Consider the following 1,746-nt stretch of genomic DNA (forward strand, 5'->3'; position numbering starts at 1 on the left):
AGCGGGCCCTGTCGAGATCGGCGAACCATGGACTCGTCCACTGCTGGAAGTGCATGAACCCGTCTCGCCACGCGTCGAAGTCGAGATCGCCGACGTCGGTCGCGGCTGAGGGCACGGGTGTGCCAAAACAGTCGCTTGCCCAGTACACACCCGTCCGGGTGTCGAGCAGGCCACGGGTGGTCGGCGAGTCGTAGAGCGGCGGCCTGATCGCCATCATCGTGCGGTTGCCGATGTCGAAGGATTCGCCGTCGGCGACCCACCTCGTGCGATCGGGCCGGATGTCCAGCCCGCAGCACGCCAGTCGTTCCATGGCGAACCACGTGGTCACAAGGGTCGCCCGTGGGCAGCGATCCATCAAAGCTTGCAGGTTCCCGAAGTGGTCGATGTCGTCGTGAGAAAGAAACACCCACCGCACATCATCGGGTTCCACCAGAGAGAACAGGTCCTCGATGAAGCGGTCGGCGTTGTTGGGTGCCCCGGTATCGACGACGATCGGTTCGCGTCCGCGAATCACCATCGAGTTGATGTGGACCGTGGCCGGTGCGACGCCTTCGCCTTGGGTGTCCTGGATGACGAAGGTGTCGTCCGCGATCTGATCGGGTTGGTGCCGAGGCTTGTCGCCGAGGTGCTGGACGGGTGTGCTCATGCGAGTGCGCTTTCTTTGCTGCGAGCCCCCTGAATCGGGGTACGAACAGCGTCGAGCGACGCGCTTGGAGCGAACTGGCGAGCGACTTGGAGGCCCGAACCGACCGTCAGATGTCGAGCGAGCGCAACCGCCGAGCCAGCGCCGGCATACCGACTTCGACGCATTGGGCGAGCGCCCGTGAGGCGACGTCGGCGGCCGCCAAACGCCCGGATGCGCCGCCGTATGTGACCTGGAGGTCTGCAAGATGGAACGCGACTCGAGCCTCGATCACTGGAGCGTCGAGCGAGCGCGCAGTCTCCATGGCGTGACGGAGATGCTCGGTCCCGGCCGCGTGGTCACCGAGCGACGCCTTCAAGCGACCCACGAACTGGTGCATCGGCCCGAGACAGGCGACGAGGGTGCCAGCGACGACGATCGTGTCAACGAGTGGCGTGATCATGTCGAGGATCGGTTCGCGATGGTCAGATTCGAGTTCGACTGCCACGTCGGCCCACTGCGCGGCGACAACGTCGAACGCCCAGTCTCTGCGGATCGTGAGGGGAACGGCGTCCGCCATCGCACGAGCTTCATCCAGTCGACCTACTTCGATCTGTGCCAGGAGTGCGAGCGGCCGAGCGACGTCGAGATCGGCTCGACGTGAGAGCATCAGGATCTGATCGATGATGCCCTCGACGTCGCCTCGTTCGCGTCTGGTCATGAATTGCTGGAGGGCGTAGACCCATTCGGTTCCCCAGGTGCTCGATGCCTGAACTCGCGCCCATGCCTCCTCGGAACGGCGAGATGCTTCATCGAGTCTTCCGTCGATGAAGCTGAGCGTTGCTGCCTGAACCTCGAACTGGCCGAGCCGTTCGGGGCTCCGCGTACGTGCGGCGATGGCCGCTCGGTCGGTCCAGTCGGTCGATGTGCGGTCGAATCGACCCTCCTTTATCAGGAGCGGTCCCCGATGGAGCACTGCGGTCGCTTCGACGTCTTGACTGACGTTGTTGAGCGAGAGGAGTTCTTCGGTGATCGCCAGCAGTTCGTCGGTGTTGTCCGGTCGCCAGATCGAGATGTACAGGTTGTTCAACGTGCGCGCCAGGAGTTCAGCATCGTCGAGGCCC

General features: G+C 64.0%; 2 protein-coding genes. Both read right to left on the minus strand.

What is annotated here, in order from left to right; genetic code table 11:
- Positions 1 to 646: MBL fold metallo-hydrolase (locus WBV89_RS15905; RefSeq protein ID WP_423982327.1), on the minus strand; the 646-nt coding region annotated here is incomplete at its 3' end.
- 106 nt (positions 647 to 752) lie between these two features.
- On the minus strand, positions 753 to 1,746 hold a 994-nt coding region (locus WBV89_RS15910), incomplete at its 5' end, for a hypothetical protein (protein WP_423982328.1).

This window comes from Ilumatobacter sp., assembly GCF_049588435.1.
In the GTDB taxonomy this organism is placed as follows: Bacteria; Actinomycetota; Acidimicrobiia; order Acidimicrobiales; family Ilumatobacteraceae; genus Ilumatobacter_A.